General features: G+C 28.9%; 26 protein-coding genes. 13 read left to right on the top strand and 13 right to left on the bottom strand.

The genetic code is table 11. From position 1 onward, the window contains the following. Positions 1-63 precede the first annotated feature (63 nt). Positions 64-798, top strand: a complete 735-nt coding sequence (locus DAD81_RS11505) for a CDP-alcohol phosphatidyltransferase family protein (protein ID WP_111708733.1) — start codon at positions 64-66, stop codon at positions 796-798. A gap of 89 nt (positions 799-887) precedes the next feature. Here DAD81_RS11505 and lptB read toward each other — a convergent pair whose 3' ends face one another. The 4 genes from lptB to DAD81_RS11525 all read right to left on the bottom strand — a co-directional run bounded on the left by lptB (position 888) and on the right by DAD81_RS11525 (position 3,926). Continuing rightward, on the bottom strand, positions 888-1,622 hold the full coding sequence (gene lptB, locus DAD81_RS11510) for an LPS export ABC transporter ATP-binding protein (protein WP_111708417.1): 735 nt from the start codon (positions 1,620-1,622) through the stop codon (positions 888-890). Between the two features lie 175 nt (positions 1,623-1,797). Beyond that, the gene (locus DAD81_RS11515; RefSeq protein WP_111708734.1) at positions 1,798-2,148 is read right to left on the bottom strand and encodes a carboxymuconolactone decarboxylase family protein; all 351 of its coding nucleotides are present in this window, start codon (positions 2,146-2,148) and stop codon (positions 1,798-1,800) included. After that, positions 2,141-2,959, bottom strand: coding sequence for a twin-arginine translocase subunit TatC (tatC, locus tag DAD81_RS11520; RefSeq protein ID WP_111708418.1), 819 nt, complete (start codon positions 2,957-2,959; stop codon positions 2,141-2,143). Before tatC ends, DAD81_RS11515 begins: the two co-directional genes overlap by 8 nt. 1 nt (position 2,960) lies before the next feature. Further along, positions 2,961-3,926 carry a KpsF/GutQ family sugar-phosphate isomerase gene (locus DAD81_RS11525; RefSeq protein WP_111708419.1) on the bottom strand — a complete coding sequence of 322 codons (966 nt, stop codon included), beginning with the start codon at positions 3,924-3,926 and terminating at the stop codon, positions 2,961-2,963. Between the two features lie 163 nt (positions 3,927-4,089). On the opposite strand from DAD81_RS11525, the gene DAD81_RS11530 reads away from it, so the two are divergent. After that, the gene (locus DAD81_RS11530) at positions 4,090-6,288 is read left to right on the top strand and encodes a RecQ family ATP-dependent DNA helicase (RefSeq protein WP_111708420.1); all 2,199 of its coding nucleotides are present in this window, start codon (positions 4,090-4,092) and stop codon (positions 6,286-6,288) included. A gap of 69 nt (positions 6,289-6,357) precedes the next feature. Here DAD81_RS11530 and DAD81_RS11535 read toward each other — a convergent pair whose 3' ends face one another. Both DAD81_RS11535 and DAD81_RS11540 read right to left on the bottom strand, forming a co-directional pair. Beyond that, positions 6,358-7,029: a ZIP family metal transporter gene (locus tag DAD81_RS11535; protein ID WP_111708421.1), complete on the bottom strand. Its 672-nt coding sequence runs from the start codon at positions 7,027-7,029 to the stop codon at positions 6,358-6,360. Further along, positions 7,026-7,754, bottom strand: coding sequence for an SAM-dependent methyltransferase (locus tag DAD81_RS11540; RefSeq protein ID WP_111708422.1), 729 nt, complete (start codon positions 7,752-7,754; stop codon positions 7,026-7,028). Before DAD81_RS11540 ends, DAD81_RS11535 begins: the two co-directional genes overlap by 4 nt. A 124-nt stretch (positions 7,755-7,878) precedes the next feature. On the opposite strand from DAD81_RS11540, the gene DAD81_RS11545 reads away from it, so the two are divergent. After that, complete coding sequence (locus DAD81_RS11545) at positions 7,879-9,075, top strand: THUMP domain-containing class I SAM-dependent RNA methyltransferase (protein ID WP_111708423.1); 1,197 nt, start codon at positions 7,879-7,881, stop codon at positions 9,073-9,075. A gap of 68 nt (positions 9,076-9,143) precedes the next feature. Here the strand turns inward: DAD81_RS11545 and DAD81_RS11550 are convergent, their stop codons facing one another. Continuing rightward, a complete protein-coding gene (locus DAD81_RS11550; protein WP_157961119.1) occupies positions 9,144-10,415 on the bottom strand; it encodes a hypothetical protein in 1,272 nt (423 codons plus the stop codon). Positions 10,416-10,547: 132 nt separating this feature from the next. Then, positions 10,548-11,564, bottom strand: coding sequence for a cytochrome-c peroxidase (locus DAD81_RS11555; RefSeq protein WP_111708425.1), 1,017 nt, complete (start codon positions 11,562-11,564; stop codon positions 10,548-10,550). 129 nt (positions 11,565-11,693) lie between these two features. Between DAD81_RS11555 and priA the strand changes: the two genes are divergently transcribed. The 5 genes from priA (at position 11,694) to DAD81_RS11580 (ending at position 15,965) form a co-directional block, all read left to right on the top strand. Next, positions 11,694-14,138 carry a replication restart helicase PriA gene (gene priA / locus DAD81_RS11560; protein WP_157961120.1) on the top strand — a complete coding sequence of 815 codons (2,445 nt, stop codon included), beginning with the start codon at positions 11,694-11,696 and terminating at the stop codon, positions 14,136-14,138. Between the two features lie 177 nt (positions 14,139-14,315). Beyond that, positions 14,316-14,660 carry a 30S ribosomal protein S6 gene (gene rpsF / locus DAD81_RS11565; protein ID WP_111708426.1) on the top strand — a complete coding sequence of 115 codons (345 nt, stop codon included), beginning with the start codon at positions 14,316-14,318 and terminating at the stop codon, positions 14,658-14,660. A gap of 5 nt (positions 14,661-14,665) precedes the next feature. After that, entirely contained in the window at positions 14,666-14,959 is a 294-nt protein-coding gene (gene rpsR / locus DAD81_RS11570) for a 30S ribosomal protein S18 (protein WP_111708427.1), read from the top strand. 14 nt (positions 14,960-14,973) lie between these two features. Then, positions 14,974-15,423: a 50S ribosomal protein L9 gene (gene rplI, locus DAD81_RS11575; protein ID WP_111708428.1), complete on the top strand. Its 450-nt coding sequence runs from the start codon at positions 14,974-14,976 to the stop codon at positions 15,421-15,423. A 71-nt stretch (positions 15,424-15,494) separates the two neighbouring features. Further along, complete coding sequence (locus DAD81_RS11580; RefSeq protein ID WP_111708429.1) at positions 15,495-15,965, top strand: DUF6495 family protein; 471 nt, start codon at positions 15,495-15,497, stop codon at positions 15,963-15,965. Here the strand turns inward: DAD81_RS11580 and DAD81_RS11585 are convergent. Next, complete coding sequence (locus tag DAD81_RS11585; protein ID WP_111708430.1) at positions 15,943-16,629, bottom strand: SIR2 family NAD-dependent protein deacylase; 687 nt, start codon at positions 16,627-16,629, stop codon at positions 15,943-15,945. The genes DAD81_RS11580 and DAD81_RS11585 overlap by 23 nt on opposite strands. Before the next feature lie 792 nt (positions 16,630-17,421). On the opposite strand from DAD81_RS11585, the gene DAD81_RS11590 reads away from it, so the two are divergent. Continuing rightward, the gene (locus DAD81_RS11590) at positions 17,422-18,105 is read left to right on the top strand and encodes a TrmH family RNA methyltransferase (RefSeq protein WP_111708431.1); all 684 of its coding nucleotides are present in this window, start codon (positions 17,422-17,424) and stop codon (positions 18,103-18,105) included. 83 nt (positions 18,106-18,188) lie between these two features. Here the strand turns inward: DAD81_RS11590 and DAD81_RS11595 are convergent, their stop codons facing one another. From DAD81_RS11595 to porX, 4 genes are read right to left on the bottom strand one after another with little or no spacing between them, the layout of a single operon-like run. Beyond that, the gene (locus DAD81_RS11595) at positions 18,189-18,560 is read right to left on the bottom strand and encodes a hypothetical protein (protein WP_111708432.1); all 372 of its coding nucleotides are present in this window, start codon (positions 18,558-18,560) and stop codon (positions 18,189-18,191) included. A 1-nt stretch (position 18,561) separates the two neighbouring features. Continuing rightward, complete coding sequence (locus DAD81_RS11600; protein WP_111708433.1) at positions 18,562-19,764, bottom strand: alanine dehydrogenase; 1,203 nt, start codon at positions 19,762-19,764, stop codon at positions 18,562-18,564. Continuing rightward, positions 19,757-20,173 carry a tRNA (adenosine(37)-N6)-threonylcarbamoyltransferase complex ATPase subunit type 1 TsaE gene (gene tsaE, locus DAD81_RS11605; protein ID WP_111708434.1) on the bottom strand — a complete coding sequence of 139 codons (417 nt, stop codon included), beginning with the start codon at positions 20,171-20,173 and terminating at the stop codon, positions 19,757-19,759. The genes DAD81_RS11600 and tsaE overlap by 8 nt, the downstream gene beginning before the upstream one ends. A gap of 58 nt (positions 20,174-20,231) precedes the next feature. Beyond that, positions 20,232-21,782 (bottom strand): T9SS response regulator signal transducer PorX, encoded by a 1,551-nt coding sequence (gene porX, locus DAD81_RS11610; protein WP_111708435.1) that lies wholly within the window; start codon positions 21,780-21,782, stop codon positions 20,232-20,234. A gap of 38 nt (positions 21,783-21,820) precedes the next feature. Between porX and DAD81_RS11615 the strand changes: the two genes are divergently transcribed. From DAD81_RS11615 to lpxA, 4 genes are read left to right on the top strand one after another with little or no spacing between them, the layout of a single operon-like run. Further along, positions 21,821-23,047, top strand: a complete 1,227-nt coding sequence (locus tag DAD81_RS11615; RefSeq protein ID WP_111708436.1) for an HD domain-containing protein — start codon at positions 21,821-21,823, stop codon at positions 23,045-23,047. A 38-nt stretch (positions 23,048-23,085) separates the two neighbouring features. Beyond that, a complete protein-coding gene (lpxD, locus tag DAD81_RS11620; RefSeq protein WP_111708437.1) occupies positions 23,086-24,129 on the top strand; it encodes a UDP-3-O-(3-hydroxymyristoyl)glucosamine N-acyltransferase in 1,044 nt (347 codons plus the stop codon). Beyond that, positions 24,119-25,516 (top strand): bifunctional UDP-3-O-[3-hydroxymyristoyl] N-acetylglucosamine deacetylase/3-hydroxyacyl-ACP dehydratase, encoded by a 1,398-nt coding sequence (locus DAD81_RS11625; RefSeq protein ID WP_111708438.1) that lies wholly within the window; start codon positions 24,119-24,121, stop codon positions 25,514-25,516. Before lpxD ends, DAD81_RS11625 begins: the two co-directional genes overlap by 11 nt. Next, positions 25,516-26,298: an acyl-ACP--UDP-N-acetylglucosamine O-acyltransferase gene (lpxA, locus tag DAD81_RS11630; protein WP_111708439.1), complete on the top strand. Its 783-nt coding sequence runs from the start codon at positions 25,516-25,518 to the stop codon at positions 26,296-26,298. Before DAD81_RS11625 ends, lpxA begins: the two co-directional genes overlap by 1 nt. Positions 26,299-26,306 lie beyond the last annotated feature (8 nt).

A 26,306-nucleotide genomic window follows, 5' to 3' on the forward strand; every position in this document is an offset into this window, starting at 1 on the left:
AAATAAATTTAAATTAACTTACTGAAAACATTTTGTTAAATTTACTAAAATTTTAATAGTATGTTGAAAAAACAGATTCCAAATATTCTTACTTTATTAAACTTATTATCAGGTACTATAGCAGTTATTTTTGCTGTAAATAATGATTTAGTGACGGCAGCCTACTTTGTGTTTTTAGGTATATTTTTCGATTTTTTTGATGGTTTTGCCGCAAGATTGTTAAATGTGCAGGGAGAATTAGGAAAACAATTAGATTCTTTAGCAGATGTTGTAACAAGTGGAGTAGTGCCGGGAATTGTTATGTATAAACTATTACAGACAGAAAAATCATTGACAGTTTTTAATACAGAATTTCATTCCTGGAAAACGGAAGAACTTGACATTTTACCATTTTTAGGTTTATTAATAACATTAGCAGCGGCATACAGATTAGCTAAATTTAATATTGATGAGCGTCAATCAAGTTCTTTTATTGGATTACCAACACCGGCTGCAGCTTTGGTAGTGTTATCTTTACCATTAATAACCGCTTTTGGTTCTTATGATTTTGTGATTTCGTTAATAGAAAATAAAATATTTTTAATAGTTATTACAATTATTTTAGCAATTATAATGAATGCTGAAATACCATTATTTTCTTTGAAATTTAAAAATTTCTCATTTAAAAATAATAAGATTCAAATTGCTTTTCTTGCAATTACTTTATTGCTGTGTATATTATTAAAATTTGCAGCAATACCAGTTGTAATAATTGTTTATGTATTATTTTCTTTAATTGAAAATAAATTGGTTAAATAATATGCAGATCGTTTAATTGTATTTAAATAAAAACTTGTAATTTTTAATAACAAAATTCTATATTAAATACTGCATAACGAAAAATAGATTTAGAATTTTTTCTTTTTAAGCTCAAAATCTTTACCTAAATAAACACGTCTAACTGTTTCATCAGCTGCAAGTTCTTCTGGAGTTCCTTCTTTTAAAATTCCCCCTTCAAACATTAAATATGTTTTATCTGTAATGGCTAAAGTTTCCTGAACATTATGATCGGTTATAAGAATACCAATATTTCTATCTTTTAAATGCGCAACAATGCTCTGAATATCTTCAACAGCAATAGGATCTACGCCTGCAAAAGGTTCATCTAATAAAATAAATTTAGGATCTGAAGCTAGTGCACGTGCTATTTCAGTTCTTCTTCGTTCTCCACCAGATAATAAATCTCCACGGTTGGTTCTTACGTGACCTAAACTAAATTCATCAATTAAAGATTCTAACTTTTCTTTTTGTTCTTTTTTTGAAAGACCAGTAAATTGAAGTACTGACATAATATTATCTTCAACAGATAATTTTCTAAATACCGATGCTTCTTGTGCTAAATAACCAACACCTTCTTGGGCTCTTTTGTACATAGGGTAATCAGTAATTGAATGATCATCTAGGTAAATATTACCTTCGTTAGGTTTTATCATACCAACAATCATATAAAATGAAGTAGTTTTCCCTGCTCCATTAGGTCCTAAAAGACCAACAATTTGACCTTGTTCAACTTCTAAAGAGATACCATTTACAACATATCTACTTCCGTATTTTTTCTTTATATTTTCTGCTCTTAATTTCATTTTTTGCAGTCTTTATCCTTCTTAAAGAAGGAATTTAATTTTTTTAATTAGTATGGTTCGTCTGTCTGCTCTAATCTAAGACTTTTTAAGTGCCTAAAACTCTTATACAGACTTAGTGTGATATTATAAAACATAAAACAGATTCTCTGAAAAATAGAGAAAAATGTTCATTGTATTACTTTTTTGCTATTTCTAACTCTTCCCAAAATTCATAGGCTCTTCTTAAATGCGGTACCACAATTGTGCCTCCAACCAATGTTGCAATTGATAAGGTTTCCATTACTTCTTCTTTTGTAACGCCTTCTTTAAAAGCAGTTTCTAAATGGTACTTAATACAATCATCACATCTTAAAACTGCAGACGCTACTAAGCCTAATAATTCTTTAGTTTTAACGTCTAAATGTCCTTTTTTGTATGCGTTTGTATCAAGATTAAATATTCGCTTAATAACTTTATTGTCATTTGCCAATATTTTGTCGTTCATTTTTAAACGATACTCATTAAATTCTTCAACTTGATTAGGCATTTTCTTTACTTTTTTTAAGTTCGCGTTTAATAACAATTTTAGATATATATATACTTACTTCATACAATAGTAAAATAGGAATAGCGACAATAACTTGACTAATAATATCAGGCGGTGTAATAACAGCTGCTAAAACAAGTACAATTACCAATGCATGTTTTCTGTATTTTTTTAGAAAATCTGGTGTTACCAATCCCATTTTTGTTAAAAAGAACATAATAATTGGTAATTCAAAAATTAAACCAGAAGCAAGAAGTGATGAACGAACTAAGCTTATATATGAACCAATTTTAATATTTCTTTCAACCGCATCACTTATTGAATAATTTCCTAAAAAATTAACAGATAGCGGTGTAACAATATAATACCCAAATAAAACTCCAATAAAAAATAAAAATGAAGAAATAATAATAAAAGCTTTAGCTCCTCTACGTTCTTTTTCATACAGACCAGGACTTATAAATTTCCATACTTCCCATATTATAAAAGGAAAACCAATTATAAATCCAACCGTTATAGATGTCCATATATGTACACTAAACTGTTCGGCCATTGCTAAACTCTGAAATTTAAAAGGAATATCATCAATACAAAGTCCGTCGGTTCCAAAAAATTGAGAAACCATACAGAAAACTCTATATGTTATGAAATTTGGATCTTTAGGTGCAAATAAGATTTTGTTAAAAATCAAATCTTTCATTAAAAATGCAATTATTCCGAAAAAAAATATTACTGCTGTTGATCTTATAAGATGCCATCTTAGTTCCTCTACATGGTCTAAAAACGACATTTCTTTTTCTACTTTGGCCATTTTAAATTATTCCTTCTTTTAATAAATCATGCAAATGTACAACTCCTACATATTTTAAGTTGTCTTCAACCAAAATTTGAGTAATATTATTATTTTCCATTGCTTCTAAAGCTTGAATTGCCATTGCTTCAACAGAGATAGTTTTTGGATTTGCACCCATAATATCTTTGGCAACTAGTTTACTAATATCAAGATTATCTTTTAACATTCTTCTTAAATCACCATCTGTAATTATTCCTACTATTTTATCATTGTTTAGCACTGCGGTAGTTCCTAAACGTTTTTTAGAAATTTCAATAATTACATCTTTAATAGGTGTATTTAACTCTACAGAAGGTAAATTTTCATTTGAAATTAAATCTCGAACTCTTAAATATAATTTTTTACCAAGTGCTCCTCCTGGATGATATTTTGCAAAATCTTTACTAGAAAAATTATTTAGTTCTAATAAACAAACAGCCAGGGCATCTCCAATTACTAATTGTGCAGTTGTACTTGATGTTGGAGCTAAATTATTTGGACAAGCTTCTTTTTCAACATGAGAACTAAGTACAAAATCACAATTTGTTCCTAAAAAAGAAGATGTATTTCCTGTAATAGCAACAATTTTATTCCCATAATTTTTAATTAGAGGAACTAAAACTTTTATTTCTGGTGTATTTCCGCTGTTTGAAATACAAATTACCACGTCGTTTTTTTGAATATTTCCTAAATCACCATGAATGGCATCCGCGGCATGCATAAAAATAGCAGGAGTTCCAGTTGAATTAAAAGTTGCTACAATTTTTGTAGCAATATTGGCGCTTTTACCAATGCCAGTAACAATTACCCTACCTTTTGATGATAGAATATAGTTTACTGTTTTTGTGAAATCTTCATTCACAAAATTTATTAAATTCGCAATTGCTTTGCTTTCTTCAATAATTGTTAGCTTAGCAATATCAATAATTGTATTTTTATTTTTCAAAAGATTAAGTTTTACTATTAAAAAAAGTTTTATCTTTAGTATCAAACAAAAATATATTATTTAATTAGAAATTGAATAAGTATTGAGAAAATAAAATTTTTGATTGTTTAATTCGTTTAAAAATCAAGTAAGATTTTTTTGTAGTGATAATTTAATATAAATAATGGAGAGTAAAAGTGTTGATTTACACAAAGAGTTAAAAACTTATTTTGGTTTTAGTAAGTTTAAAGGTTTACAAGAAGTAGTTATAAAAAGTATTATTGCGGGTAATGATACCTTTGTAATAATGCCAACGGGAGGAGGTAAATCATTATGTTATCAGTTACCAGCATTAATAAATGAAGGTACTGCAATTGTGGTTTCACCATTAATTGCTTTAATGAAGAATCAAGTTGATGCTATAAGAGGTATTTCAGCCCAGAGAGGTATTGCCCATGTGTTAAATTCTTCTTTAAATAAATCTGAAGTAGCTGAAGTTAAGAGCGATATAGAAAAAGGAATTACAAAATTACTATATGTAGCACCAGAGTCTTTAATAAAAGAAGAGTACGTAGAGTTTTTAAAGTCTCAGAAAATTTCTTTTGTAGCAATTGATGAAGCGCATTGTATTTCTGAATGGGGTCATGATTTTAGACCAGAGTATAGAAACTTAAGAAATATAATAGGTAAGATTGATGATGTTCCTATTATTGGTTTAACAGCAACAGCCACAGAAAAAGTACAAGAAGATATTCTGAAGACATTAGGAATGACTAATGCAAATACATTTAAAGCATCTTTTAATAGACCTAATTTATTTTATGATGTTAGGCCAAAAACTAAAGATGTTAACTCGGATATTATTCGGTTTATAAGATTGCATTTAAACAAATCTGGAATAATTTATTGTTTAAGTCGTAAAAAAGTTGAAGAAGTAGCACAGGTTTTACAAGTAAATGGAATTAAAGCTGTGCCATATCACGCAGGATTGGATGCTAAGACAAGAGCAAAACATCAAGATAATTTTTTGATGGAAGATGTTGACGTGGTAGTTGCTACAATTGCTTTTGGAATGGGAATCGACAAACCAGATGTTCGTTTTGTTATTCATCATGATATTCCTAAAAGTTTAGAAAGTTATTATCAAGAAACTGGTAGAGCTGGTAGAGATGGTGGTGAAGGTTATTGTTTGGCGTACTATGCTTATAAAGATATTGAAAAATTAGAGAAATTTTTATCAGGAAAACCAATTGCAGAACAAGAAATTGGAAATGCTTTATTGCAAGAAGTTGTTGGTTATGCAGAAACCTCTATGTCTAGAAGAAAATATTTGTTGCACTATTTTGGTGAAGATTTTGATGAAGTGAATGGTTTAGGTGCCAATATGGATGATAATGTTGTAAACCCAAAGAAAAAACATGAAGCAAAGGGTGATTTAAAAATGTTATTAGAAATAGTAGTTGCAACCAACGAAAAATACAAGTCTAAAGAAGTTGTAAATACTTTAGTTGGAAACGTAAATGCACTTTTAAAATCTCATAAAACAGATGGGCAACCATTTTTTGGAAAGGGAAAAGAACACACAGATAAATATTGGATGGCGCTTATAAGACAAGCTTTGGTTGCTGGTTTTATTAGAAAAGAAATTGAACAGTATGGGGTAGTGAAGATTACTAAAAATGGTCTTGATTATATATCAAATCCAACTTCATTTATGATGACTGAAGACCATGCTTATGAAGATGGAGATAACTCACCGGTAGTTTCAAATGCTAAAAGTAATAGTGCTGCTGCTGATGCAGTTTTAGTGAAATTATTAAAAGAATTACAAAAATCTGTTGCTAAAAAAAATGGAGTTCCTCCATATGCTGTTTTTCAAGAAACGTCATTAGATGATATGGCTTTAAAATATCCAATTTCTATTGATGAGTTGAAAAATATTTATGGAGTAGGAGAAGGAAAGGCTAGAAAGTTTGGAAAACCATTTGTAGATTTAATTTCAAAATATGTTGATGAAAATGATATTGAAAGACCTGATGATTTTATTGTTAAAAGTACAGGTGTTAATTCTGGACTAAAACTTTTTATAATTCAAAATACAGATAGAAAACTACCGCTTGAAGATATTGCAAAATCTAAAGGACTGGAATTTAACGAGTTAATTGAGGAGATGCAACGAATTGTATATAGTGGTACAAGAATAAATATAGATTATTGTCTTGAAGAATTACTAGATGAAGATCAGCAAGATGAAATATTTGAATATTTTATGGAAGCTGAAAATGACAGTATACAAAATGCTTTAGATGAATTTGATGGCGATTATGATGATGAAGAATTACGTTTAATGCGTATTAAGTTTATTAGTCAGGTAGCAAATTAAATTAATATTAAACATAAAAAAAGGAGAAATGTATTAAAATACATTTCTCCTTTTTTTATGAAATTTTGTTTAGGCTAAATAAGCAACTACCATTCCAACTAAAATTGCTATAAATTTTAATAAATTAAATTTATGATCTTTAGATGTTTCAAACAATATTATTGTTGAAATATGTAAAAATATTCCAATAATAATAGCTGTTATTTCTTTTTTGTAAGTTGTTAAAATAGGTATGTTTTCTCCAGCTAAACTTCCTAATGGAGACATTAAAGAGAAAATAACTAAAAATAGTACAGCATACTTTCTTGAAATATTAGATTTTACAAAAAGCGTTGCAAGTATTATTGATATTGGTATTTTATGAACTACAATGGCCCAAAGTAAATGATCATGATGGTGGTTATGAGCTAATGGAATCCCCTCCATAAAGGCATGTATTCCTAAACTTAAAAATAAAGCCCAAGGAAATGTCATGTTCTCTTCAATATGCATATGCCCATGTTCGGCTCCTTTTGAGAAAAAATCTAGGATTAATTGTAATAATAACCCAAGGATTATGAACAATCCTATATTGGATTTACCATCAATATATACCTCTGGTAAAAGGTGTAAAATTGTAATTGATAATAAATACGCACCACTAAAAGCTAATAATAGTTGAACGGATTTGTTACTTGGTTTAAATCCATAAACTATTACTACCCCTACTAATACAGAAATAATTAAAGCTAAATATGTCATTCTAAAACTAAAATTAAACGGTCTGAAGATTCTTCATTAAATTTCTCAAGATTGTAATTTCCAAATGTATGTTTTATTTTAAAACCAACGGAATTTAAATATGAATTAATTTTAGCTAAGTTCAGAATTTTTACTTTTTCAAAGTAAGTGTGTAATTGATCATCTGCTTCAAAATTAATTTCTTTTACAATAAATCCATTTTTTACATATCTGGATATTTTAAAATTAATTCCATCTATTATTTGGGTTTCTTCATGAACAAGATTTGAAATTACTTTTTTAGCATTCATAAAGTCTATAACAGCAGTTCCGTAAGGGTTTAAACCTTTTTTTATGTTTTTTAACACCTTTATATCTTCATTATCATCTTCAAAAAAACCAAAACTTGTAAATAAATTTAAAATAATATCATATTTTAATTTTAGTTTATCTCTCATGTCATGTTCAACAAACTTCAAGGAGTTATTTTCAAATTGTTTAGCGAAATCTATACTGTTTTTTGATAAATCTGCACCTACAACATTAAACCCTAATTTATTTAAATAAATTGAATGTCGGCCTTTCCCACAGGCTAAATCTAATAACTTATCATCTTTTTTAATATTTAAAAATGAAACTAAATTCTGGATAAATTCTTGCGCTTCTGTATCATTTCTATGTTTATATAAAATATGATAATAACTGGTGTCAAACCAGGAAGCAAACCATTCTTTTTTTGTAGTCATAATTGTAAAATAGCTACAAAAATAAGGAATTGTTTAATGGATTATTTCAATATTCTAATTTTTTTGAAAATTTTAAGTAAGTAGAAGGTATTTATTTAAGTACTTTTGCAGAAATTAAAAGATTATGAGTCATAATTTTAAAATGGTTGCTACCACTATGTTTGGTCTAGAGGAAGTATTAGCAACTGAATTAAAAAATTTAGGAGCGCAAGACGTAGAGGTTGGAGTAAGAAATGTTTCATTTGTTGGTGATAAAGGGTTTATGTATAAAGCTAATATTGCTTTACGAACTGCTATTAGAATTTTAAAACCAATAAAAAGGTTCAAGGTTTTTGATGAGGATGATTTGTACAAAAAAATTCAACAAATAGAATGGGAACGGTTTATGACTGTTGAAAGTACTTTTGCTATTGGAGCTGTTGTAAATTCTAAAAACTTTACAACTAACTCACATTATATTTCTTTAAAATCAAAAGATGCAATTGCAGATTATTTTAGACATAAATATCATAAAAGACCAGATGTTGATGTAAAGCATCCAGATTTAAAAATACATGTTCATATTCAAAAGGATATGTGTTCAATTTCTTTAGATAGTTCTGGCGACTCTTTGCATAAAAGAGGGTATAGAAACCTAACAAATATTGCTCCTATAAATGAAGTTTTAGCTGCTGGTATGGTATTATTATCAGGTTATACTGGCGATTGTAATTTTATAGATCCTATGTGTGGATCTGGAACAATTTTAATTGAGGCAGCAATGATTGCAAATAATATTCCTGCTAATATTAATAGAAAAGAGTTTGGTTTTGAAAACTGGGAAGATTATGATGAAGATTTGTATTTTAAAATTCAGGATTCTTTATTAAAAAAGATTAGAAGTTCTCATTTTAAAATAATGGGATTTGATAAAGCTCCTTCAGCAGTTAAAAAGGCGAAGGAAAATGTAGAGAATGCAAATTTAGGCGATTTTGTAGGAATACACCATGTAAATTTCTTTAACTCAGTTAAGGAAGTATTTGGAAAAACAACTATTTTATTTAATCCACCATATGGGGAGCGTTTAAATATTGATATAGATGAATTTTACAAAAAAATTGGAGACACCTTAAAACATGGGTATCCAGATTCTACGGTGTGGTTTATTACATCAAATAAAGAAGCTATTAAAAATGTAGGGTTAAGAACTTCAAGAAGAATTGCTCTAAAAAATGGAGATTTAGATTGTATTTATGTGAGATATGATATTTATGAAGGAAGTAAAAAGGCTAAGAAGCTTTTAAGAAATGAAGAAGAAAATTTAGAAGAAACAGATGACTAAAAAAATTTAGTTCAAATAAACAAAAAAAGCTTTACATTTCTGTAAAGCTTTTTTTTATCTAATAAAAATTAGACTCCTCTTCTTTTTCTTGTACTGTTACTTGTGCTAGAACTTTGTCTTGTTGAAGGCTTTCTACTTATTGTTGTTTTTGAACTTGAACTACTTCTTTGTTGAACTCTAGCAGGAGTTCTTGATGATGATGACTTTGAACTTCTTTGAGCAATTGAAGGTGTTCTAGAAGTTGAACTTTTAACACTTCTTTGCTTTATACTACTCGGTTTATTAATAGAAGTACTTGAGCTACTTCTTTGTTGCGTGCTACTTGGTCTTCTTGTAGCTGTACTTGAGCTACTTCGCTGTTGTGTGCTGCTTGGTCTTCTTGTAGCTGTACTTGAGCTACTTCGCTGTTGTGTACTACTTGGTCTATTGATAGTAGTACTTGAGCTACTTCTTTGTTGCGTGCTACTTGGTCTTCTTGTAGATGTGCTTGAACTACTTCTTTGTTGTATAGAACTTGATCTTCTTTGTTGTGTACTACTTAAACCTCTATTTGATGAACTTCTATTAGAGTTAGATCTAAAGTCACTATATTTACGAGAACTTGAATTTCCTCTATTTATAATATTACTACTTTTTCGTTTAGGAACATTGTTTGTAGCGTAACGATTCTTAGAACTATGTGTACTGTGTTTGCTATGTCTGCTATAATATTTGTTGTTATTATAATATTTATTTCTTGAATGATCTCTATGGTAGGTATATCTATGTGCATTATAATGACTTCTATAAGGGTTGTAACTTACAATTCTAAAGTCAAATAAAGGTCTACTAAAATAATTATGGTAAGGATGATACACATAATTTCTATTTTGAATGTTTATATATCCTGAAAAATGTGAATATGAACCATATCTGTTATAATAAACTTGCAAACCACCTAATCTTGCCAAACGCCCATCAAAGTAATCAATGTTAATATTACCAACTCTTTCAACACGGCCATAATAGTCGTAATAAATTGCAATATCTTCAATTTGAATAATAGCTCCATAATCGTCATATTGTACATATGCATCATAGTTGTAGCCAGAATTATAACTTATATTTAATCCATTTCCGTTATAACTAGCATTTACGCCACTACGAGGATTTATATAGAAATCAAATTCTCCATTTTGAAAAACAGAAAATGTTACGCCTCTCTCAACAAATGTGAAAGTTTTACCATTATCGTTATAATAATTTAGGTAATCTGTTGTATTTGAGTTGTTAGTGCTAGAAGCCATAGCTCCTAAGCTAACTAACAAAAATGTTGCGAATAAGAATAATTTGTTTTTCATAATAGTGGGTTTTAATGTTAATACCAATAATGTTGGTTAGCATTATACACTTTTACAATTACAAACAGCGTGCCAAAAAAACATGTCCAATGTGGTTGAACATGTTTTAATAGTATAGAATTTATAAAATTATTAAATATTTTTTGGAAGTTCTCCAGTAAGTGAATTTAAAAAAGCAACTAAAGCATTTAAATCTTTTTCGGCCAAATCTTTATTTAACTGAACCTTTGCCATAATAGTAACAGCTTCCTTTAAATCGGTTACACTGCCATCATGAAAGTATGGGTATGTTTTTTCAATATTTCTTAATGAAGGTGATTTAAATACATATTTATCACTTTCCTTTTTTGTTACTTCAAATTTACCTTCATCAATCTTTTTACTTTTTGTATGTTTCCAATAATCATCATATAATCCAAATTTCTGATAGATGTTACCTCCTAAAACATTACTAGAGTGGCAGGCTACACAACCTGTACTTATAAATAACTGTAAACCTTCTTTTTCTTCAGTAGTAAGCGCATTCATATCTCCTTCTAAAAACTCATCAAATCTTGAAGGTGTAATTAATGTGCGCTCAAAAGCTCCAATTGCATTCTGAATATTTTTATAATTAATAGGGTTTTTATCTTTAGGAAATACATTGGTAAATAACGTATTGTATTCTTTAATTTTAGACAATCTTTCAACAACAATCTTTTCATTAGGCATTGCCATTTCAACGGGATTTAAAATAGGGCCACCAGCTTGTGCTTCAACATCGGGTTCTCTACCATCCCAAAATTGAGACATATGTAATGCAGCATTAAAAACAGTAGGCGAATTTCTTGTTCCTAAACCACCATCATTTCCTGGAGAAGTACTTAAATTATCAACTCCATAGTTTTTTAAATCGTGGCATGTATTACAACTTTGCGTATTATCTTTAGATAGTCTATTGTCTAAATACAATTTCTTCCCTAATTCTACTTTTTCTTTTGTAATAGGATTTTCGGGATTTTCAGCAACTTCAGGAAGTTTTCCAAACATAGTTGAAGCTGTTTTTTGTAAAGCAGTATAATCTTCTTTTTTTATTTGTTCTTTATTTTTTTTATCAGAACAACTAACAAAAAAAATAAGAAAAATACTTGCCAATAATAAATTTTTCATAATTATTTAAATTAAAGATATTGAGTAAAAGTAAAGATAATGTATAAGTTGAAGCGTAACTTAAATTACAGATTTGTTATTTTTTTAAATTGATTTGAATACTTTTACTTTTTTAAAATTTCAACTATTTTGAATTATTATACTAACGTAATATTACCTATACCGCTTCAAAAGTTATTTACATATAAAATAACCGAAGCAGAATCTAGCTTTTTAAAGCCAGGAATGAGAGTTGCGGTAGAATTTGGTAAATCAAAAGTTTATACAGCGCTGGTTTTTAATGTACATCAAACAGCGCCAGAAGGTTATGAGGCTAAAGAAATTTATCAAATTTTAGATGATATTCCTATAGTTAATGAGCTTCAATTAAAACATTGGGAGTGGATTTCTAACTATTATATGTGCTCACTGGGAGAGGTTTTTAGAGCTGCTTTGCCTTCTGCATTTTTATTGGAAAGTGAAACAGAAATTAAATTAAATACCGAATTTTCTAATGATCAAGAACTTTCTGATGATGAATTTCTAATTTTTGAAGCATTACAACACCAAACTCAATTATCTATATTTAATATAATTGAGATATTGGGGAAGAAAACTGTATTTCCTGTTATTAAAGATTTAATTGAAAAAAATGTAATTGTTGTAAAAGAACAAATATATGAACAATATAAACCTAAACTTATAAAGTATATAAGATTAACGGAAGTATGGAGTTCAAATGAAAAACTTTCTGAGTTAATTGATTCTCTTGGGCGAGCAAAAAAACAACGAGAACTTATATTAACGTATTTTCAATTAAAAAGCTTAAAAAAGCCTATAAAAGTAAGTGATTTACAAGAAAAAGCAAATTGTTCAGCTCCTGTTATTAAATCTTTGGTTGATAAAGAAATATTAGAATTTTATTTTATCCAAAAAGATAGAATAAATTTTGAAGGAAAAACATCAGAAATAAAACAACTAACTACTTTTCAGGAAGCTGCTTTTAAAAGTATTAAAGAAAATTTTGAGCAAAAACAAGTTACCCTTTTAAAAGGGATTACAAGTAGTGGTAAAACTGAAATTTATGCTAAATTAATTAAGGAAAAACTAGAAAAAGGAGAGCAGGTTTTGTATTTACTTCCAGAAATTGCATTAACTACACAACTAATAGATAGGTTGCAATTATATTTTGGGGAATACTTATCTGTATTTCACTCTAAATATTCAATGAATGAAAGAGTTGAAGTATGGAATAATATATGTGAAAACAAGAAAAAAGCTAGATTGGTTTTAGGTGCAAGATCTTCGCTATTTTTACCATATTCAAATATAGGGTTGATAATTGTTGATGAGGAGCATGAATCTTCATTTAAACAATACGATCCGGCACCAAGGTATCATGCCAGAGACGCTGCCGTTGTTTTAGCCAATATACATAAATCAAAAGTTTTGTTGGGTTCTGCAACTCCAGCGGTAGAAACATATTATAATGCAAAACAGGGAAAATATGGACTGGTTGAACTAAATAGAAGGTTTGGAGATGTGCTTCTTCCTGAAATTGAATTGGTTGATATTAAGGAAAAGCATCGTAAAAAAAGAATGACCGGTCACTTTTCAGATCGTCTAATTAAAATGATAAAAGATGCGTTGGACGAAAAGGAGCAAGTTATTTTATTTCAAAATAGAAGAGGTTTTGCACCAGTTGTAGAATGTGAAACTTGTGGTGTAAGTCCACAATGTCCGCAATGTGATGTTAGTTTAACATTTCATAGTTATAGAAAAGAGTTGAGGTGTCATTATTGTGGTTATAGACAAGCAATGCCGTATAATTGTGTTGCTTGTGGAAGTGAAAAGTTAAGCACTAAAGGTTTTGGGACAGAACAAATTGAATTAGAATTGCATCAATTATTTCCAGAAGCCAATGTAGGTAGGATGGATTTAGATACTACAAGAGGAAAATACGGTTATCAAAAAATAATAGGTCAGTTTGAAGCTCAGGAAATAGATATTTTAGTTGGGACACAAATGCTTTCAAAAGGGTTAGACTTTGGAAATGTTTCATTAGTTGGTGTTATGAATGCCGATAATATGTTGAATTTCCCAGATTTTAGAGCTCATGAGCGTAGCTATCAATTAATGGTTCAAGTTTCAGGAAGGGCCGGGAGAAATAAAAAAAGAGGAAAAGTAGCTATACAAACATTTAATCCATTTCATCAAATTTTACAGCAAGTTTCAACAAATTCATATGAAGAAATGTTTAAAGAACAACTTGATGAACGTTGGCAATATCATTATCCTCCTTTTTACCGAATAATTAAGATAACATTACGTCATAAAGATTTTAATAGAGTAGAGCAAGGCGCAAATTGGTTAGGGAAATCACTCTCATCAGTTTTTCATGAAGATTTATTAGGGCCTACAACTCCTGCTATTTCAAAAATTAGAAATTATTATATACGTCATTTAGTTATAAAGATTTCAAAAAAACAAAATTTAACTTCAACTAAGAATAATATAATTAAAATTAAAAATTCTTTTCAGGCTATAAAAGAATTTAGACCTATTAAATTTAATATAGATGTTGATAATTATTAAATAAAATTTTAATAATTAAAACTATATATAAAGTTGATTAAGAATGTTTTAGCAAAATTATTTAATTTTTTTGAAGAAAAAACAGAGTTATGTAATTAAAAAGAGGTGAAGCACTTGTCAATTAAGTAAATAACTGTATATTTGCACCCTTTAAAAGTAAAACTTAAAATATTTATTATGAATCATTACGAAACTGTTTTCATTTTGAATCCCGTTTTATCTGATACTCAGATAAAGGAAACAGTAAAGAAGTTTGAAGACTATCTTGTTTCTAAAGGTGCCGAAATGATTTCAAAAGAAAATTGGGGGCTAAAGAAGTTAGCTTACGCAATTCAAAACAAAAAAAGTGGATTTTACCACTTATTTGAGTACAAAATAGATGGACAAGAAGTTACTCCATTCGAATTGGAATTTAGACGAGATGATAGCATCATGCGTTATTTAACTGTAAGGTTAGATAAACACGCTGCAGCTTGGGCTGAAAAAAGAAGAGAAAGAGTTAAATCTACATCTAAAAAATAAGAGCTATGTCTATAGAACAACAAGCAAAAGGAGGAAAACAAGGTGATGTTCGTTACCTAACTCCATTAGATATTGACACTAAACAGGTAAAAAAATACTGTCGTTTTAAAAAGAACGGTATCAAATATATTGATTATAAAGATGCTGATTTCTTATTATACTTAGTAAACGAACAAGGTAAAATTTTACCTCGTCGTTTAACAGGAACTTCATTAAAATATCAACGTAAAGTTTCTGTTGCTATTAAAAGAGCACGTCACTTAGCTTTAATGCCTTATGTTGGCGATATGTTAAAATAAAACTGAAAGGAATCATGGAAATTATATTAAAACAAGACGTTGAAAACTTAGGTTTTATTGATGATGTTGTAGCTGTAAAGAATGGTTACGGACGTAATTATTTAATTCCTCACGGATTTGCAATTTTAGCTACTACTTCAGCTAAAAAAGTATTAGCTGAAACTTTAAAGCAACGTGCTTTTAAAGAAGAGAAATTAGTAAAAGATGCTACTAAAATTGCTGATGCAATTAAAGAATTAGAAATTAAAATCACAGCTAAAACTGGAGATGGTTCTAAATTATTTGGTTCAGTAAATAATAGTAACGTTGCTGAAGCTTTTGCTGCTGCAGGTCATGTAATTGAGAAAAAATTCATTAAAGTTGAAGGTGGAAACATTAAGAGACTTGGAAAATACACTACAACTGTAAGATTACACAGAGCAGTAGTTGTTGAATTACCAATTGAAATTATAGCTGAAGCATAATAATTGCAATATTTAGCAAAAAATAATATATTTAAACCGCCTTTTTTAGGCGGTTTTTTTTGGTTTACATTATGAAGTATAGACAATTAACAAAAGAACAGTTTTCTGAATTACATAAAGAATTTGCAGAGTTTTTAGCAACACAGCAAATAGATGTAAAAGAATGGGAAGAGATAAAAGCTGAAAAGCCATCAATGGCTGAAGAAGAATTAAATATATTTAGTGATTTAGTTTGGGAAGATGTTTTAACTAAAACTGAATATTTAGAGCATATCTCGGAGAGAGATATAAATTTATTTAAATGTACTTCTAAAGAAATTCTTAGAATTTACGTGAAGTTAAATAATAGTTCAAAGAATTTTTTAAATGAAGTAGATTTTAATTGGTTTTTACAGAACCCTACAGATGATAGCTTGGATTATTTTAAGGCTTCAAAAAAGTATTCAAAAGATAGAAATGAAGAAATTTTTAAGTTAATTGAAATGGGAAGTGTAATTTCTAAAGGAGAATTATTTACTGCTACAAGTCAATTAATTCGTTAACAACCTTTACAACTCCTGTGGTTGCTGGCTCACCTAATATTTTTAAATTAGGGAAATAATTTTTTTGAATACTAGGTTTTGGATCAATAAAATATATTGGAATATCTGATTTTACATAATTTATTAGGTTTGCAGCAGGATATACTTGCATTGATGTACCAATAATTATTAATATATCTGCTTTTGAAGTTACTTCAACCGCCTTATCCAGTAATGGAACTTCTTCACCAAACCAAACTATATGAGGACGTAATTGTGAATATTTTTCACATATATCTCCAATGTTTAAATCTTTTTTCCAATCATATATTAAACTAGAATCTTTTGTACTTCGCACTTTTAAAAGTTCACCATGTAGATGAATTATATGTGAGCTTTTTGCTCTTTCATGTAAATTATCAACGTTTTGGGTAATAATATTTACATTATAAAATTTTTCAAGTTTAGCTAAAGCTAAATGAGCATTGTTTGGCTCTACGTTTAATAGCTCGGCTCTTCTTTTATTGTAAAAATCAAGTACTAATTCTTTGTTTTTATTCCAACCAATTGGTGAAGCAACTTCCATAACATCGTGTCCTTCCCATAAACCATCTGCATCTCTAAATGTTTTAATTCCGCTTTCTGCGCTAATACCTGCACCTGTAAGAATAACTATATTTTTCATGTTGGTTAGTTCAATTTTTTTAACGATTAAAATTACCGTATAACTATTATTAAACCAATTAAAATAGAATATATTTTATTCATTTACAACTTCAATTTAAAACCATAATTTTGTATGTAAAAGTTTCACATTTTTGTATTGCTTTCAGTTTTATAATGAATGTAATGCCCAAACAAAACTTCCCCTTAAATTTGAAGTAGAACAAGTATTAACGTTTACTGGAGCTCAATATTCAAAAGACAATTTAATTATTAAATATTGAAGATGAAATACCTGATATTAGAAATACCATTGAAACTTGAAAATAAAAACCGATAAAAGATTGGAATAATGGTCATTTTCTGTAAACATTGTGGTTTTTGATAACACTACAACCAATATACAATGGGCAAAACCTTTACATCTGTTCAATATTTTGATAAACATATTAGTGTTGGGTTTATAGTTTATTGTAGTTGTGGAATTGGATTTTTGTTATTTAAAAATATGAGTTATAAAAAGTAATTCTAGAAACTTCAAAAAAAATTTGGCAACATGATATGAACCAGCGGTAAAATTAATTTTATCTTGGGGAGAAAATTACTTGAAGTACCAAAAAACTCATAAAGTTATTATTGATTATATGATGAACGGAGAAGGGGGTAACAAAAAATATTTAAAATTTTCTAAAAATCTTGCATCTATTTATTTCAATATGAGATTTAGAATTTTAACTAAATTAAATTTTAAAGAATAATTTCATTCTTTTTTATTCAGTAGTAAAATTTTATATTTGATGATTAATAAAATTATATGGTAGATAGCGATTATTCAAATTATTTAGAGCAGTTTGTTACTGAAAAAAGAAGAAATCTTTTTAGAGAGGTTTTAAGTAAAAGAACAAATCATTTTACAGTTGCTATTGAAGATCTTTTTCAGCCTCATAATGCAAGTGCTGTAGTTAGAACTTGTGATATTTTTGGTATTCAAGAAATAAGTGTAATTGAAAACAAATATAAGTTTTATGCATCTAGACATGTAGCGAAAGGAGCACAAAAATGGATAGATTTTAATTATTACAGAGAAAAAGATACAAATAACACTAAGGTTTGTATTGACGCATTAAGAGAAAAGGGTTACCAAATAATTGCAACCACACCGCACAATGAATCTTGTCACTTAGAAGAGTTTGATGTAACAAAAAAATCTGCTTTCTTTTTTGGTGTTGAAAAAGCTGGACTTTCAAAAGAGGTAATGGATAATGCAGATGGATATTTAAAAATACCGATGGTTGGTTTTACTGAAAGTTTAAATATTTCTGTTGCTGCTGCCATAATTTTGCAACGTTTTACCGAAAAACTAAAAGCTACAGATGTGTATTGGCAACTTTCTGATTTAGAGAAAGATGCAAAGTATGTTGAATGGATGGAAAAGACTATAAAAAGTATTAAAAAAATTAAGGAACGATATGAATTAGAATCAACAAGTAAATCTTAATAGTTAGTCATTGTTAGTTCTTTTTTCAAACAGTTCCGTATTTATAAAATACAAAGTGATAAAATTAAAAGCTATCGTAAAAATTATTCAATCTTAATATTTTGAATATAAGCGATAGAATCACAGTTTATAACAGTTAAAGTTATATTTTTTAATTCTTTTTTCCCTTTTATGTTATATTGATATTGACAGCTATCTGTTTTAATTTTGTTACCTAAATCAACATTTCCATTTTTTAGTATTTTAGAAATATTAGAGGTGTCAATTTTTTTAGTATTTAAAATATTTAGAGCATCATTGGAATAAACACGGTCTTTTATTCTAATATTTTTTAAAACTCTAGAATTTGGGCCATAATTAAATTCTGTACCTTTTTTGTTCCAAATAAAAACTACTATAATAATTCCTACGGTTAATCCGCCTAAATAATAAGGCAAGCGTTGTATAAATGTCATGCTACAAAAATAACAAATTTATATCTCTATATGGTAAATTAAACCAATCAGCTACTGTTTTATTTGTTAAAATACCATGATAAAAATACATTCCTTGTTGTAGGCTCTTATCATATCTTACAGCATTTTGAAATCCTCCTTCTTCTGCAATATTAACAAGGTATGGTGTAAAGATGTTACTTATTGATACTGTGGCAGTTCTAGAATATCTTGAGGGTATGTTAGGCACACAATAGTGAATTATACCAAATTTTTCTATAGTTGGGTTTTTATGAGTTGTTACTTCCGAAGTTTCAAAACAACCACCTCTGTCTATACTTACATCAACAATTACAGATCCAGTTTTCATTTGTTGTACCATTGCTTCTGTTACTAAAACAGGAGATCTTGAGATTCCTCTAGCAGCACCAATTGCAATATCGCATCTCATTAATGCCTTTTGTAATGTTTTTGGTTGTATGGTTGAAGTGTAAACAGGTCTTCCTAATCTGTGTTGAATACTTCTTAATTTAGTTAAGGAGTTATCAAATATTTTAACATTAGCACCTAATCCAATTGCAGATCTAGCAGCAAATTCTGCAACAGTACCTGCTCCTAAAATTACAACTTCGGTAGGAGGAACACCACAAATATTTCCTAAAAGTAATCCGTTTCCATTATTATCTCCACTCATCATTTCCGCTGCAATAAGTATAGAAGCTGTTCCGGCAATCTCACTTAAAGATTTTACTACGGAATATACTCCTTGTTCATCTCTTATATAATCAAAAGCAACGGCAGTAATTCTTTTACTGGCTAAAGCTTCAAAGTATTTTTTTGATTGTGTTTTTAGTTGTAATGCCGAAAAAAGAATGCTTTGAGGATTCATTAATTCAATTTCATCAAAAGAAGGTGGTTCAACTTTTAATACAATATGGCAACCAAAAGCTTCTTTTACATCATATGATATTTTTGCTCCAGCTTCAGAGTATTCTTTATCAGTAAAATTAGCACCATCGCCAGCTCCAGTTTCAATAATAAACTTATGACCTTGACTTGTAAGTGCACCAACAGCATCAGGAGTTAGGCATACCCGTTTTTCTTGGTAATGCGTTTCCTTTGGAATTCCAATAACTAATTCACCTTTTTGCTTGGTTATTTCCAAGGTTTCTTCTAAAGGAATTAATTCATGTTTGCTAAATGGTGACGAAAGTTGTTTACCCATTATTTATAACCTTTATAGTTCGTTGTTGGTTACTATCTATAGTAATTGTAATTGTAACTGCGTTTAAAGGTAGTAAATTTTCTACTTTATTTGGCCATTCAATTAAACACCAGCTATTGCTATAAAAATATTCTTCAATTCCCATATCAAGTGCTTCTTCCTCATTATCAATTCTGTAGAAATCAAAATGATAAACTTTTTCGTTATTATGGGTATGATATTCATTAACTAATGAAAAAGTAGGGGAGCTTACATTATCTGAAACGCCTAGTTTTTTAACAATTTCTTTTATTAAAGTAGTTTTACCAACTCCCATTTCACCATAAAATAATAATATTTTATGTTTTGAAAAATCAATCAACTCCTCTGCAATATGAGGTAATTGATCTAATGTGTAATTTTTTTCCATTCACTAAAAAATTTAATATAGGCTGGTTTATATTTTTAAATATACCTGGCAATTAAAATTATTTAGGTGCAAATATAGCACAAGGAATTATCATTTCCTCTAAAGAAATTCCTCCATGTTGGTAAGTATTTCTATAATACTTTACAAAATGGTTGTAATTGTTTGGGTATGCGAAAAAATAATCTTCTTTGGTGAAAATAAAAGAACTGTTCATATGAAGTGAAGGTAGCATAATATCTTTAGGGTTTTTTACAGCAAAAACTTCCTTTTCTTCGTATGTTAAACTTTTACCAGTTTTGTATCTTAAATTTGAACTGATATTTTTATCTCCAATAACTTTAGTTGGAACTTTAGAATTTATTGTTCCGTGGTCTGTAGTTAAAATTAGTTTTAAACCAAGAGATTGTGCTTTTTGAATCATTTCAAATAAAGGAGAGTTAATAAACCAGCTATTTGTTAAAGACCTGTAAGCTTTATCATCACTAGCTAATTCTTTAATAACTTCCATTTCAGTTTTAGCGTGAGAAAGCATATCAACAAAATTATATACTATTACTGTTAAGTCATTTTGTTTTATAGAATTGAAGTTGTCAGATAATTGTTTACCAGCTTTTAAATTGGTGATTTTTATATATTCAGTTTTAAGATTTTCTCCTAAACGAGATAATTGAGCTTGTAAAAATTCTTCTTCAAACAGATTTTTACCACCTTCATCTGGATCATTTCGCCATAGTTTAGGGTGTTTTTGTTCCATTTCAAGAGGCATTAAGCCTGAAAATATAGAATTTCTGGCATATTGAGTTGCCGTTGGTAAAATACTGAAATATGAAATTTCTTCTTGTTTTTTGTAAAATTTATTAATGCTTTTTTCAAAAATATTAAACTGATCATATCTTAAGTTATCAATAATCACTACAAGAGTTCCTTTAGATTTTTTTACTTCAGGTAAAATTACTTTTTTGAATAAGCTATTGGATAGAATAGGAGCATTTTCTGGGTTCTGAATCCAATCTTGATAATTTTTTTTGATGAATTTGAAAAATAATGAATTGGCTTCTTGTTTTTGACTTTCAAGAATTTCAACCATACCAGAATCGCTAATGTCTTCTAGTTCTAATTCCCAATAAACTAGTTTTTTATATACATCCACCCATTCTTCAAATGAATTAACCATAGCTAAATCCATTGAGATTTTTCTAAACTCTTGTTGATAATTAGAAGTGGTTTTTTCAGAAATTAAGCGAGAATGATCTAAATTCTTTTTTAAGCTTAAAAGAATTTGATTTGGGTTTACGGGTTTTATTAAATAATCTGCAATTTTATTTCCAATGGCATCTTCCATTATATATTCTTCCTCACTTTTAGTAATCATAACAATAGGAAGATTGCCTTTTTTACTTTTAATTTCGGTTAATGTTTGCAAGCCACTTAAACCAGGCATATTTTCATCTAAAAAAACAATATCATAATTGTTTTCTTCACATAAATCTATAGCGTCAGCACCATTATTACATTTAGTAACAGAATATCCTTTTTTTTCTAGAAATAGAATATGTGGTTTTAATAAATCTATTTCATCATCAACCCATAAAATGCTTATTCCACCCATATTGTTATCTTTGCAGTTATATTAATAAAGAATTTATTTTGAACGATAAAAAAACGAACAAACTTAAAATATTTAACGATCCAATATACGGCTTTATTGTTGTCCCAAACGCTTTAATTTATGATTTGGTTGAACATCCTTATTTTCAGAGATTAAGAAGAATTTCACAAATGGGATTGTCGCATTTAGTATACCCAGGAGCACATCATACTAGATTTCATCATGCTTTAGGTAGTATGCATTTAATGCAAAAAGCAGTACATATTTTAAAATTTAAGGGCGTTGAAATTTCAGATGAAGAGGCTAATGCACTTTATATTGCAATATTACTGCATGATATAGGTCACGGTCCTTTTTCTCACGCATTAGAAAAAAGTATTGCTACGGGGATTAATCATGAGGCAATTTCATTAAAAATAATGGAAGCTTTAAACGTTGAGTTTAAGGGGCAATTATCGTTAGCTATAACTATTTTTAAAGGGGAATATCATAGAAAGTTTTTATATCAATTAATAGCCAGTCAATTAGATGTGGATAGGTTAGACTATTTAAAAAGAGATAGTTTTTATACAGGTGTATCTGAAGGAAATATAAATTCAGAGCGAATGATAACCATGTTAAATGTTAAAGAAGATTATTTAGTTATTGAAGAAAAAGGAATTTATTCAGTTGAAAAATTTATTGTAGCAAGAAGATTAATGTATTGGCAAGTTTATCTTCATAAAACTGGTTTAGGAGCTGAAAAATTATTAGAAAAAATATTAAAACGCGCCAAAGAATTGGTAATGAAAGGGAAAGAAATTCATGCGAGTAAAGCTTTTGGTTATTTTTTAGAAAACCATATTAATGAAGAAAACTTTACATTAAAAACATTAAAAACTTTTGCAAGGTTAGATGATTACGATGTTTTAGGCTCAATAAAAGAATGGATATCAAATGATGATGTAATTCTATCTAAATTATCTGAGAGTCTTATAAATAGAAGGTTACCAAAAGTTGTGTTAAGGAATGAACCATTTTCAGATGCAGAATTACAGGTTGTAAAAAATAATGTAAAAGATACTTTTGGGTTTAATAATAAGGAAGTTGAATATTTTGTTTACAATGGTGAAATTTGTAATCAAGCTTATGATTCTAAAAAAAACACGATAAAATTATTATTTAAAAATGGTGAAATTAAAGATGTAATTGAAGCTTCAGACCATTTTAATATTCAAGCTTTATCAAAGCCTGTTTATAAGTATTACATGTGTTACCCAAAGTAATAGGTATAGTTATTCTTTTTTTTTACTTTTGTCGTTAAATGAAATTCAAAGCAAATCAAATAGCAGAGATATTAGAAGGAGATATTATTGGAGACGAAAATGTTGAAGTTTTCAAGCTTTCTAAGATAGAAGAGGGGACAGAAGGTTCTCTTACATTCTTATCAAACCCAAAATATGAACATCACATCTATTCTACAAAAGCTTCTGTAGCTATTGTAGGTAAAGACTTTGTGCCAAAGGAGGGGATTGAAATGACCTTAATTTTAGTGGAGGATGCTCGATTGAGTTTTTCTAAATTACTTGAATATTATAGCCAAGTTAAATTAAATAAATTAGGAATAGAATCACCTAGTCATATAAGTGATTCTGCAACTTTAGGACCAGATATTTATTTAGGGGCATTTTCATATATAGGGAATGATGCCAAAATAGGATCAAATGTTAAAATTTACCCTAATGTATATTTAGGTGATAACGTTGTAATAGGAGACAATTCAACATTGTTTTCAGGTGTAAAGATTTATTCAGAAACCAATATTGGTGATAATTGTGTAATACACTCAAATTGTGTAATTGGGTCAGACGGGTTTGGTTTTGCTCCAAGTGAAGATGGTAATTATAATAAAATTCCTCATATTGGAAATGTTATAATTGAGGATAATGTAGAAATAGGAGCTTCAACTACAATAGATAGAGCAACTCTAGGTTCAACAATTATAAAAAAAGGAGTAAAATTAGACAATCAAATTCAAATTGCACATAACGTGGAAATTGGAAAGAATACGGTTATTGCAGCTCAAACTGGTATAGCTGGTTCGACCAAAATAGGTGAAAACGGAATGATTGGAGGGCAAGTTGGAATTATTGGTCATATGGTTATAGGAGACAATGTTAGAATTCAGGCGCAGGCAGGAATTGCTAAAAGTTTAAAAAATAACGAAGTAGTGCAAGGTACACCAGCCTTTGGATATTCTGATTTTAGTAAATCATATGTTTATTTTAAAAAACTACCAGAATTGGTTTCAACTATAAATACATTAGAGAAAGAAATTAAAGCTTTAAAGGAGAAATATGAGTATTAAACAAAAAACAATAAAAAAAGAAGTAACTCTTTCTGGTGTAGGACTGCATACGGGGAATAAAGTTACTATGACTTTTAAACCTGCACCAATTAATAACGGGTATGCTTTTGTTAGAATCGATTTAGAAGGTGAACCTATAATTGAAGCAAGTGCAGAGTATGTGATAAATACACAAAGAGGAACAAATTTAGAAAAAAGAGGAGTTACTGTTAATACATCAGAACATGTATTAGCTGCAGTAGTTGCTCTTGGAATAGATAATATAATAATTGAGATAAATGCACCTGAACCTCCAATTATGGATGGTTCTTCAAAACATTTTGTTGAAGCATTAGAAGAAGCCGGGATATTGGAGCAAGATGCTGAAATAGAAGAGTATATAGTTAAAGAGGTAATTTCATATAAAGATGAAGAAACAGGAAGTGAAATTATTTTAATGCCTTCAGATAAGTATCAAATTACAGCCATGGTTGATTTTGGTACTAAAGTTTTAGGTACACAAAATGCTACATTAAATTCATTATCTGATTTTAAAGCTGAAATATCGGATGCACGTACTTTTAGCTTTTTACATGAGTTAGAGATGCTTTTAGATAATAATTTAATTAAAGGAGGCGATTTAAATAACGCCATAGTTTATGTTGATAAGGAGATTTCTGAAGCAACAATGAATAAACTAAAACATGCCTTTAATAAAGAAACTTTAGCCGTTAAACCAAATGGGATTTTAGATAATTTAACCCTGCGTTGGGCAAATGAAGCTGCACGCCATAAATTACTTGATGTAATAGGTGATTTAGCATTGGTTGGAACTAGAATTAGAGGTAAAGTTATAGCAAATAAACCTGGTCATATGGTGAATACGGGGTTTGCAAAAAAATTACAGAAAAAAATTAAACAAGAAAAAAGAAATAATGTTCCTACTTATGATTTAAATCAACCACCGTTGATGGATATTTATAAAATTATGGAAATATTACCTCACAGACCTCCATTTTTGTTAATCGATAGAATTATTGAACTATCTGACAAACATGTAGTAGGGATGAAAAATGTTACAATGAATGAAAACTTTTTTGTTGGGCATTTTCCTGGGGCACCTGTAATGCCAGGAGTTTTGCAAGTTGAAGCAATGGCACAATGTGGAGGAGTTTTAGTTTTAAGTACTGTTCCTGATCCAGAAAATTATTTAACTTATTTTATGAAAATGGATAATGTTAAATTTAAACAAAAAGTATTACCTGGAGATACACTAATTTTTAAAGCTGAGTTAATAACTCCAATACGTAGAGGAATTTGTCATATGCAATCTTATGGTTATGCTAATGGAAGATTAGTAGTTGAGGCAGAATTAATGGCGCAAATTGCAAAAAAACCAAAAGAATAATGAATCAACCTTTAGCATATATACATCCAGGAGCAAAAATAGCTACTAATGCAGTAGTAGAACCTTTTACAACAATTCATAATAATGTAGAAATAGGTTCTGGAACTTGGATAGGGTCTAATGTTACAATTATGGAAGGGGCTAGAATTGGAAAAAATTGTAGAATTTTTCCTGGAGCCGTAATTTCTGCAATTCCACAAGATTTAAAATTTGACGGAGAAGATTCATTAGCAATAATAGGAGATAACACAACAATAAGAGAGTGTTGTACTGTTAATAGAGGAACAAAAGCTCTTGGAAAAACACAAATTGGAGAAAATTGCCTTATAATGGCAACTTCACATATTGCACATGACTGTGTAATTGGTAATAATTGTATTTTAGCAAATGGGTCCGTAATAGCAGGCCATGTAACAGTTGGTGATTTTGCAATATTAAGTGGCTTAGTAGCCGTTCACCAATTTATTCATATTGGGGAGCATGCAATGGTATCTGGAGGTTCTTTGGTTAGAAAAGATGTTCCGCCATTTGCAAAAGCAGGAAAAGAACCATTATCTTATATTGGTATTAACTCTATAGGACTTAGAAGAAGAGGTTTTGAGACTGAAAAAATTAGAGAAATTCAAAATATTTATAGACTTCTATATCAAAAAAATTATAACAATACTCAGGCATTAGAAATGATTGAGGCGGAAATGGAAGCAACGAAAGAAAGAGATCAAATAATACTTTTCATAAAAAATTCTCAAAGAGGAATTATGAAAGGATATACAGGAAGTTAACAAATATA

The organism is Lutibacter citreus, assembly GCF_003260195.1.
GTDB classification, from domain to species: Bacteria; Bacteroidota; Bacteroidia; order Flavobacteriales; family Flavobacteriaceae; genus Lutibacter; species Lutibacter citreus.

Excerpts from the sequence above, each read along its gene's own strand:
- DAD81_RS11555 (WP_111708425.1), bottom strand. The coding sequence starts at position 11,564 with ATGAAAAATTTATTATTGGCAAGTATTTTTCTTATTTTTTTTGTTAGT.
- DAD81_RS11550 (WP_157961119.1), bottom strand. The coding sequence starts at position 10,415 with ATGAAAAACAAATTATTCTTATTCGCAACATTTTTGTTAGTTAGCTTA.
- rpsR (WP_111708427.1), top strand. The coding sequence starts at position 14,666 with ATGTCTATAGAACAACAAGCAAAAGGAGGAAAACAAGGTGATGTTCGT.
- DAD81_RS11600 (WP_111708433.1), bottom strand. The coding sequence starts at position 19,764 with ATGGGTAAACAACTTTCGTCACCATTTAGCAAACATGAATTAATTCCT.
- DAD81_RS11580 (WP_111708429.1), top strand. The coding sequence starts at position 15,495 with ATGAAGTATAGACAATTAACAAAAGAACAGTTTTCTGAATTACATAAA.
- DAD81_RS11515 (WP_111708734.1), bottom strand. The coding sequence starts at position 2,148 with ATGCCTAATCAAGTTGAAGAATTTAATGAGTATCGTTTAAAAATGAAC.
- lpxD (WP_111708437.1), top strand. The coding sequence starts at position 23,086 with ATGAAATTCAAAGCAAATCAAATAGCAGAGATATTAGAAGGAGATATT.
- DAD81_RS11540 (WP_111708422.1), bottom strand. The coding sequence starts at position 7,754 with ATGACTACAAAAAAAGAATGGTTTGCTTCCTGGTTTGACACCAGTTAT.
- rplI (WP_111708428.1), top strand. The coding sequence starts at position 14,974 with ATGGAAATTATATTAAAACAAGACGTTGAAAACTTAGGTTTTATTGAT.
- DAD81_RS11545 (WP_111708423.1), top strand. The coding sequence starts at position 7,879 with ATGAGTCATAATTTTAAAATGGTTGCTACCACTATGTTTGGTCTAGAG.
- DAD81_RS11625 (WP_111708438.1), top strand. The coding sequence starts at position 24,119 with ATGAGTATTAAACAAAAAACAATAAAAAAAGAAGTAACTCTTTCTGGT.
- DAD81_RS11590 (WP_111708431.1), top strand. The coding sequence starts at position 17,422 with ATGGTAGATAGCGATTATTCAAATTATTTAGAGCAGTTTGTTACTGAA.
- tatC (WP_111708418.1), bottom strand. The coding sequence starts at position 2,959 with ATGGCCAAAGTAGAAAAAGAAATGTCGTTTTTAGACCATGTAGAGGAA.
- tsaE (WP_111708434.1), bottom strand. The coding sequence starts at position 20,173 with ATGGAAAAAAATTACACATTAGATCAATTACCTCATATTGCAGAGGAG.
- DAD81_RS11595 (WP_111708432.1), bottom strand. The coding sequence starts at position 18,560 with ATGACATTTATACAACGCTTGCCTTATTATTTAGGCGGATTAACCGTA.
- lptB (WP_111708417.1), bottom strand. The coding sequence starts at position 1,622 with ATGAAATTAAGAGCAGAAAATATAAAGAAAAAATACGGAAGTAGATAT.
- DAD81_RS11585 (WP_111708430.1), bottom strand. The coding sequence starts at position 16,629 with ATGAAAAATATAGTTATTCTTACAGGTGCAGGTATTAGCGCAGAAAGC.
- DAD81_RS11535 (WP_111708421.1), bottom strand. The coding sequence starts at position 7,029 with ATGACATATTTAGCTTTAATTATTTCTGTATTAGTAGGGGTAGTAATA.
- lpxA (WP_111708439.1), top strand. The coding sequence starts at position 25,516 with ATGAATCAACCTTTAGCATATATACATCCAGGAGCAAAAATAGCTACT.
- porX (WP_111708435.1), bottom strand. The coding sequence starts at position 21,782 with ATGGGTGGAATAAGCATTTTATGGGTTGATGATGAAATAGATTTATTA.
- DAD81_RS11530 (WP_111708420.1), top strand. The coding sequence starts at position 4,090 with ATGGAGAGTAAAAGTGTTGATTTACACAAAGAGTTAAAAACTTATTTT.
- rpsF (WP_111708426.1), top strand. The coding sequence starts at position 14,316 with ATGAATCATTACGAAACTGTTTTCATTTTGAATCCCGTTTTATCTGAT.